We start from the raw sequence: 8025 nt of genomic DNA on the forward strand, positions 1-8025 counted from the left end.
GCCGCGTGAGCGGCCGGATGAGGGAATGCCGCGATTCGTCCAAGAGTCATCCTGCTCTAGTCCGCCTCCGACCGGCGCAGCTCGGCGCGGGTCTCCTCGATCAGGACCTGCGCCGTCGCGCCTTCGATCTTGGCGATGTCGTCCTGATACTTGAGCAGCACGCCGAGCGTGTCCGAGACCTGCGTCGGATCGAGCGCGAGCGCGTCGAGTTCGGTCAGCGCCGACGCCCAGTCGAGCGTCTCGGCGACGCCGGGCGACTTGAACAGGTCCTGCTTGCGCAGGCGCTGGACGAAGGCGACGAGCTCCCGGGTCAGCCGCTCCGGCGCGCGCGGCGCCTTGGCGCGCACGATCGCCATCTCGCGCGCGGCGTCGGGATAGCCGACCCAATGATAGAGGCAGCGCCGTTTCAGGGCGTCGTGGATCTCGCGCGTTCGGTTCGACGTGATGACGACGACCGGCGGCTCCGGCGCCTTGATGACCCCGAGCTCGGGGATGGTCACCTGAAAGTCGGACAGGACTTCGAGGAGGAAGGCCTCGAACGCTTCGTCCGCCCGGTCGATCTCGTCGATCAGCAGCACTGGCGCGCCGGTCACGCTGGGCTCCATCGCCTGCAGGAGCGGCCGCTTGATGAGATAGCGCTCGGAGAAGACGTCGTGCTCGATCCGCTCCTTGTCGTGCTCTCCCGCCGCCTCGGAGAGGCGGATCGCCATCATCTGCGCCGGATAGTTCCACTCGTAGACGGCGGTCGCCAGGTCCAGGCCCTCGTAGCATTGCAGGCGGATGAGCCTGCGGTCGAGGGTCGAGGCGAGCACCTTGGCGATTTCCGTCTTGCCGACCCCGGCTTCGCCCTCGAGAAACAGCGGCCGGCCGAGGCGGAGGGCGAGGAAGAGGACGGTCGCCAGCGATCGATCCGCGACGTAATTGGCGCGCTGAAGCAAAGCCTGCGTGTCGGCGATCGAGGTCGGAATTCCCGTTGATTCAGTCGACAAGGAAGGCTCCATCAGACCGGCCGGGCGGATCAGAACCGTGTCCGTCCTCCAGCCCATCGAGATGGCCCCGCGTAGGGGATCCGCGCGAACGGCTTTATCCGGCTTTCGGCCCGATGTCCAAGTGCGAAGGCTGCGACGGCGCGCCTCTCCGGAAGGCCGAGGCGCCCCGCCGACCATGCGCTCAGCCGGCCGCGGCGACCGCCCGCTTCGCCATCACGCCGATCAGATGGGCCCGGTAGTCGGCGTCGGCGTGGATGTCGGAGTTGAGCCCGTCGGCCGGAACCGAAAGGCCGTCGAGCGCGGAAGCGGAAAAATTCGCTTTCAGCGCGGCCTCAAAGGGCTGGACGCGAAACACGCCGTTCTCGCCGGCGCCGGTCACCGCGACCCGGACGCCGCCCGCGGTCCTGGCGACGAACACGCCGACGAGCGCGTAGCGCGAGGCGGGGTTGGGGAACTTCACATAGGCCGCCTTCTCAGGGATCGGGAAGCTGACCTTGGTGATGAGTTCGCCCGGCTCGAGCGCGGTTTCGAACAGGCCGGTGAAATAGTCGTCGGCCGCGATCCGGCGCTTGTTGGTGACGATCGTCGCGCCGAGCGCGAGCGCGGCCGCCGGGTAGTCCGCCGCCGGGGCGTTGTTGGCGCGCGAGCCGCCGATCGTGCCGCGGTTGCGGCCCTGGGGATCGCCGATGCCGCCGGCGAGCGCGGCGAGCGCCGGGATCGCCGCCTTTACGACCGCGCTCTGAGAGACCTCGATGTGGCGCGTGATGGCGCCGATGACGACAGCGTCGCCCTCGCGCGCGACGCCCTTCAGTTCCGGCACGTCCCTGAGCTCGATCAGCGCGGAGGGCGAGGCGAGGCGCTGCTTCATCGTCGGCAGCAGCGTCTGGCCGCCGGCGAGCGCCTTGGCCTCCGCCTTTTCGAGGTCGGCGAGCGCGGCGGAGAGCGTCGTCGGGCGATGGTATTCGAAAGCGTACATAGGCGAAATCTCCGAATGGGGGTCAGGGAAGATGGCGCGGGCCGCCTCTGGCTCGAATCATTCCGCGGCGCGCTTCAAGGGCGCCTTCTGCGCCGCCCGCCAGACGACCTGCGGCGTCGCCGGCATGGCGATCTCCTCGTGGCCGAGCGCGTCGGTGATCGCGTTGATCACCGCCGGCGGCGAGGCGATGGCGCCCGCCACGCCGCAGCCCTTGACGCCGAGCGGGTTCGACGGGCAGACCGTCTCGATCGTCTCGATCGTGTACGACGGAACGTCGTCGGCGCGCGGCATGCAGTAGTCCATGTAGCTCGCCGTGAGAAGCTGGCCGTCGTCGTTGTAGATCGCGCCTTCCAGCAGCGCCTGGCCGATGCCCTGGGTGATGCCGCCGTGCACCTGGCCCTCGACGATCATCGGATTGATGAGCTTGCCGAAGTCGTCCACCGCGGTCCAGCGCTCGATCGTGACCACGCCGGTCTGCGGGTCGATTTCGAGCTCGCAGATGTGGACGCCGGCCGGGAAGGTGAAGTTGGTCGGATCCCAGAACGCGGTTTCCTTCAAGCCCGGCTCGAGCTCCTGCCCGTTGAACTTGTGGGCGGTGTACGCGTTCAACGCGACCGAGGCGAAATCGATCGACTTGTCGGTGCCCTTGACGGTGAACTTGCCGTCCTTGAACTCGATGTCGTGCTCGGAAGCTTCGAGCACGTGGCCGGCGACCTTCTTGGCCTTGGCCTCGATCTTGTCGAGCGCCTTGTTGATCGCAGACATGCCGACCGAGCCCGAACGCGATCCATAGGTGCCCATGCCGAACTGCACCTTGTCGGTGTCGCCATGGACGATCGAGATGTTGTCGATCGGGATGCCGAGGCGCGACGCGACGAGCTGGGCGTAGGTCGTCTCGTGGCCCTGGCCGTGGCTGTGGCACCCGGTCAAGACCTCGACCGTGCCGACCGGGTTGACCCGCACTTCCGCCGATTCCCATAAGCCCACGCCGGCACCGAGCGAGCCGACCGCTTGCGAGGGCGCGAGGCCGCAGGCCTCGATATATGCCGACATGCCAACGCCGCGCAGCTTGCCCTTGGCGGCGGAGGCCGCCTTGCGCGCGCCGACGCCCTTGTAGTCGGCGAGCGCGAGCGCCCGGTCGAGCGCCTTGGGATAGTCGCCGGCGTCATAGGCGAGGATGACCGGAGTCTGATGCGGGAACGAGGTAATGAAGTTCTGCCGACGGAACTCCGCAGAGTCGCGGCCCGTCTCACGCGCGGCGATCTCGACGATGCGTTCGACCAAAAAGGTCGCCTCGGGACGGCCCGCGCCGCGGTAGGCGTCGACGGGCGCCGTGTTGGTGTAAACCGCGTCGACCTCGCAGTAGATCGCAGGAATCGCATACTGGCCCGACAGCAGGAGTCCATAGAGATAGGTCGGCACCGACGACGAGAAGGTCGACATGTAGGCGCCGAGATTCGCGATCGTATGGACGCGGAAGCCGGTGATCCTGCCGGAGGCGTCGAGCGCAAGCTCGGCGTGGGTGACGTGATCGCGACCGTGGGCGTCGGAAAGGAATGCTTCGCCGCGGTCCGCGGTCCATTTGACCGGGCGGTCGATCTTCTTCGCCGCCCAGGCGCAGACGGTCTCTTCGGCGTAGATGAAGATCTTCGAGCCGAAGCCGCCGCCGACGTCGGGGGCGATGACGCGCAGCTTGTGCTCGGGCGCGAGCCCGATGAAGGCGGAGAGCACGAGCCGGGTGACATGTGGGTTCTGGCTGGTGGTGTAGAGGGTGATGGTTTCCGTGCCCGAATCATAGTCGGCGACCGCGGCGCGCGGCTCCATGGCGTTCGGGATCAGCCGGTTGTTGACCAGGTCGAGCTTCGTGACGTGCGCGGCGTTCGCGAAAGCCGCGTCAGTTGCGGCCTTGTCGCCGATATGCCAGTTGTAGATAGTGTTGTCGGGCGCGACGTCATGGACGACGGGCGCGCCCGGCGCCGGCGCCTTTGCCGGATCGACGACGGCGTGCAGCTCCGTGTAGTGGACCTCGATTTTTTCCGCCGCGTCGCGCGCCTCGGCGTAGCTGTCGGCGATGACGACCGCGACATGGTCGCCGACATAGCGCACCTTGCCCTGGGCGAGCGCCGGGTGGGCGCCGGCTTTCATCGGCGAACCGTCCTTGGAGTGGATCATCCAGCCGCAAATGAGGCCGCCGACCTTGTCGGCCGCAATGTCGTCGCCGGTGAAGATCGCAACCACGCCCGGCGCCTTCAGCGCGTCCGAGATGTCGATCTTGTCGATCGTCGCGTGGGCGTGCGGAGACCGGAGAAAATAGGCGTAGGCTTGGCCCGGACGGTTGACGTCATCGACGTAGTGGCCCTTGCCGGTGATGAAGCGGATGTCTTCCTTGCGTTTGACGGAGACGCCGATGCCGGTCGCGCTCATGAATGTCTCTCCCTGGGAATGGCAGAAGCGGATGGTTTATTCGGCGGCCTTGGGCGTCGCTGCGGCGCCCATTTCGCGCGCGCCCTGGACGACCGCCTTGACGATGTTGTGGTAGCCGGTGCAGCGGCAGATGTTGCCCTCGAGGCCATGCCGGATAGTCTGCTCGTCGATCCCGTAGCCCTCGCGGTTGACGAGGTCGACGGACGCCATGATCATGCCGGGCGTGCAGAAGCCGCACTGCAGGCCATGATTGTCCTGGAAGGCCTGCTGCATCGGGTGCAGCTTTCCGCCCTGGGCGAGGCCCTCGATCGTCGTGACGCTCGAACCGTTGCAGGTCGCCGCCAGCGTCGTGCACGACTTGATCGCCTCGCCGTCGACATGGACGGTGCAGGCGCCGCACTGCGACGTGTCGCAGCCGACATGCGTTCCGGTCAGGCGCAGATGCTCCCGAAGGAACTGGACGAGCAGCGTTCGTGGATCAATTTCGGCCGACACGAGCCGGCCGTTCACCGTCATCGAGACATGAACCATTCCCATATCCTCCTGAGCCATGATGTCTTCTTCGGTTGGAAAGCTTGCGGCGCCGCGGCGGCGGCCGTGGCGGGAGCGGCCGGCGCGCCGGCGGGCGCCGATGCGGGAGACGGCGCCGGCCGAACGACCGTCTCCGCGGCGGGCGCCGATTCGGGAGAGGCGGCCAGCGCATGCGGCTCGGCGGCGGCGAACGGATGCGTGACGTGCGCTTCGGCATGCGCGGGATGCGCCAGCGCGTCCGCGGCGGAGGCGACCCTGGCGGCCGCTTCGGCGAAACTGGCGAAGAACTTGTCGGCCATGCCCTTGGCCACGCCATCGATGAGGCGAGAGCCGAGCTGGGCGATCTTGCCGCCGACATGGGCCTGGACGTCGTAGCTGAGCAGCGTGCCGCCCTCGGCATCGGCCAGCGACACTTTCGCTCCGCCTTTGGCGAAGCCGGCGACGCCGCCTTCCCCTTCTCCGGAGATGGTGTAGCCGACGTTGGGAATGAGGTCCGAAAGCTCGACCTTGCCTCTAAAGGTCGCCGACACCGGGCCGATCCTGACCTTGGCGATCGCGGCGAAGCCGTTGTCGCCGGCCCGTTCGAGCGACTGGCAGCCAGGAATGCAGGTCTTCAGGACGTCCGGGTCGTTGAGCAACGCCCAGACCTTCGACCGCGCGGCCGGGAGAGTCGCCTCCCCGGTCATCGTCATCGCCATACCCATCTCCTCCCAAGAACGGACGATGATCGTCCGTGGCGCCGCCCGACCCTTGAGCGTCTTTGATTGACGCTCCTCATTCGCGGCGAGCCGCTTTCGTCGAGGTATAGAGTTGATTTCGTAACCTGTCGTCGGCGCCAAAGTCCATATCTGTCAAAAAGGGTCGATATTCTTTATTGGATATAGCGAGACCCAAGTTGACAGCGCGAGGACACGTTGAGCCTTGCGATATGTTCATACGGATATATTGAGGCGAGCGCCGTCGTTCGGGCGCCGCCGACCACAACCCGTCGCGCGAGGGCGTTGCCGACAGGGTCGGCCCCCGATAGGGTCCCTCCAATCGGACGCGCCGCTTGAACCCCCGAATGTGACGGTTTAAGCGCTATGAGAAGCCGCTTGAGCATGGGACGGCCGGGCGTGGGTGTGGCACGTTTCCTGCGGATGCCAGAGGAAACTAGAGAGGGACGGATGGACAATTTCCTCCAGCAGCTCATCAACGGGGTGACGCTCGGCTCGATCTACGGACTCATCGCCATCGGATACACGATGGTCTACGGCATCATCGGCATGGTCAATTTCGCCCACGGCGACCTGTTCATGCTGTCGGCGTTCATCGCGCTGATCGTGTTCATGATTCTGACCCAGATCCTTCATCTGGGCTCGCTTCCGATCGCTTTCGTGATCGTGCTGGTCGCGGGGATGGCGCTCACCGGCCTGTGGAACTGGGCGATCGAGCGGCTCGCCTACCGGCCCTTGCGGGGCTCCTTTCGTCTTGCGCCGCTGATCTCGGCGATCGGCATGTCGATCTTCCTGTCGAATTTCGTTCAGGTCGTGCAGGGACCACGCAACAAGCCAGCGCCGCAACTGCCCAACCATGTCTTCAATCTGACCGGCGGGGCCTATGACGTGACGCTGTCGATTCGCCAGGTCCTGATCGTCGTCCTGACGGCGGTGCTGCTCGGCGCCTTCTGGTATCTCGTCCAGTACACGTCTCTCGGCCGCGCCCAGCGCGCCTGCGAGCAGGATCGCAAGATGGCGGCGCTTCTCGGCATCGACGTCGATATGACGATCTCCATCACCTTCATCATCGGCGCGGCGCTCGCGGCGGTCGCGGGCGTAATGTTTGTCATCTACTACGGGGTCGTCAATTTCGCCGACGGATTCGTGCCCGGCGTGAAGGCCTTCACCGCCGCGGTGCTGGGCGGCATCGGCTCGCTTCCGGGCGCCGTGCTCGGCGGCCTGCTGATCGGTCTGATCGAAGTGTTCTGGTCGTCCTATTTCACCACCGACTACAAGGACGTGGCGGCGTTCATGATCCTGGCCATCACGCTGATCTTCATGCCCTCCGGCATTTTGGGCCGGCCAGAAGTGGAAAAGGTCTGAGCATGACCGCCGCGCCGCAATCCACGCCGGTCGCCAAATCGGGCGAGGCGACCGCGTCTCCATTCGTTCCTGCGCTGCGCAACGCCGTCGCGGCGGCGCTCGTCGCCTTCGGTCTGAGCTTCCCGATCATCAGCTATCACGCCGAATCCAACATCAACAACGAGTTGGTCCTGATCGGCCGCTGGCCGCTTTCGTTCGGCATCGCCGCAATCGTGTTCCTGTTCGTCCTTTTCCGTCAGGTGTCGCCGCCTGACTGGCGCGTGTGGTTCGACCGGGTCGGGGCGGTCGCTGCGGGCGGCATGGGCGGGGCGCTTGCGGAATCCGCTGCGGAAGGAGAAGGGGTCGCGCCCCCGTCGCCGGCGCGCGCCCGGTTTTCCCAATGGTTCGGGCCCTTCGCGCTCGGCGTCGTCATCCTTTTCCCCTTCATCATGCTGGGGCTTTTGGGGCCGTCCGGCTCGCTGAAGTGGATCAACAACTACGGCGTCCAGATCATGATCTACGTGATGCTGGGCTGGGGGCTGAACATCGTCGTCGGGCTCGCGGGCCTGCTCGACCTCGGCTATGTCGCGTTCTACGCCGTCGGCGCCTATTCCTATGCGCTCCTTTCGACCACCTTCGGCCTGTCGTTCTGGATCTGCCTGCCGCTCGCCGGCGTGCTCGCCGCGATGTGGGGAGTCATCCTCGGCTTTCCGGTGCTGCGGCTGCGCGGAGACTATCTCGCCATCGTGACCCTCGCCTTCGGCGAGATCATCCGCCTCGTGCTCGTCAACTGGGTCGACTTCACCAATGGCGGCGCGGGAATCTCGGGCATCCCGCACGTCACCTTCTTCGGCATTCCGTTCAACGACGACGACAACGGCTTCGCGGCGATCTTCCATCTGCCCTACACGCCGATCTACCGCACGATGTTCCTGTTCTACCTCATCCTGGCGCTTGCGCTGCTCACCAACTTCGTCACGCTGAGGCTCCGCCGCCTGCCGATCGGGCGCGCATGGGAGGCCTTGCGCGAGGACGAGATCGCCTG

General features: G+C 66.2%; 6 protein-coding genes and 1 pseudogene. 2 read left to right on the forward strand and 5 right to left on the reverse strand.

Annotated features, from left to right (window positions below; all coding sequences use genetic code 11):
• Positions 1-56: 56 nt before the first annotated feature.
• From ACLP25_RS06815 to ACLP25_RS06835, 5 genes and pseudogenes are all read right to left on the reverse strand, one after another.
• Positions 57-989, reverse strand: a complete 933-nt coding sequence (locus ACLP25_RS06815; protein ID WP_442468461.1) for an AAA family ATPase — start codon at positions 987-989, stop codon at positions 57-59.
• 181 nt (positions 990-1170) lie between these two features.
• Positions 1171-1965, reverse strand: coding sequence for an FAD binding domain-containing protein (locus tag ACLP25_RS06820; RefSeq protein ID WP_442468462.1), 795 nt, complete (start codon positions 1963-1965; stop codon positions 1171-1173).
• Positions 1966-2022: 57 nt separating this feature from the next.
• Positions 2023-4389, reverse strand: coding sequence for a xanthine dehydrogenase family protein molybdopterin-binding subunit (locus tag ACLP25_RS06825; RefSeq protein ID WP_442468463.1), 2367 nt, complete (start codon positions 4387-4389; stop codon positions 2023-2025).
• A 36-nt stretch (positions 4390-4425) separates the two neighbouring features.
• Positions 4426-4920: a (2Fe-2S)-binding protein gene (locus tag ACLP25_RS06830; RefSeq protein WP_442468464.1), complete on the reverse strand. Its 495-nt coding sequence runs from the start codon at positions 4918-4920 to the stop codon at positions 4426-4428.
• A gap of 263 nt (positions 4921-5183) precedes the next feature.
• Positions 5184-5618, reverse strand: a pseudogene (locus tag ACLP25_RS06835) (SRPBCC family protein); the annotation flags it as partial.
• A gap of 468 nt (positions 5619-6086) precedes the next feature.
• Here ACLP25_RS06835 and ACLP25_RS06840 point away from each other — a divergent pair.
• The gene (locus ACLP25_RS06840) at positions 6087-7001 is read left to right on the forward strand and encodes a branched-chain amino acid ABC transporter permease (protein WP_442468465.1); all 915 of its coding nucleotides are present in this window, start codon (positions 6087-6089) and stop codon (positions 6999-7001) included.
• 2 nt (positions 7002-7003) lie between these two features.
• Positions 7004-8025 (forward strand): ABC transporter permease subunit (locus ACLP25_RS06845; protein ID WP_442468466.1); only part of this gene is annotated, 1022 nt, incomplete at its 3' end.

It is taken from the genome of Roseiarcus sp. (assembly GCF_052145395.1).
In the GTDB taxonomy this organism is placed as follows: domain Bacteria; phylum Pseudomonadota; class Alphaproteobacteria; order Rhizobiales; family Beijerinckiaceae; genus Roseiarcus.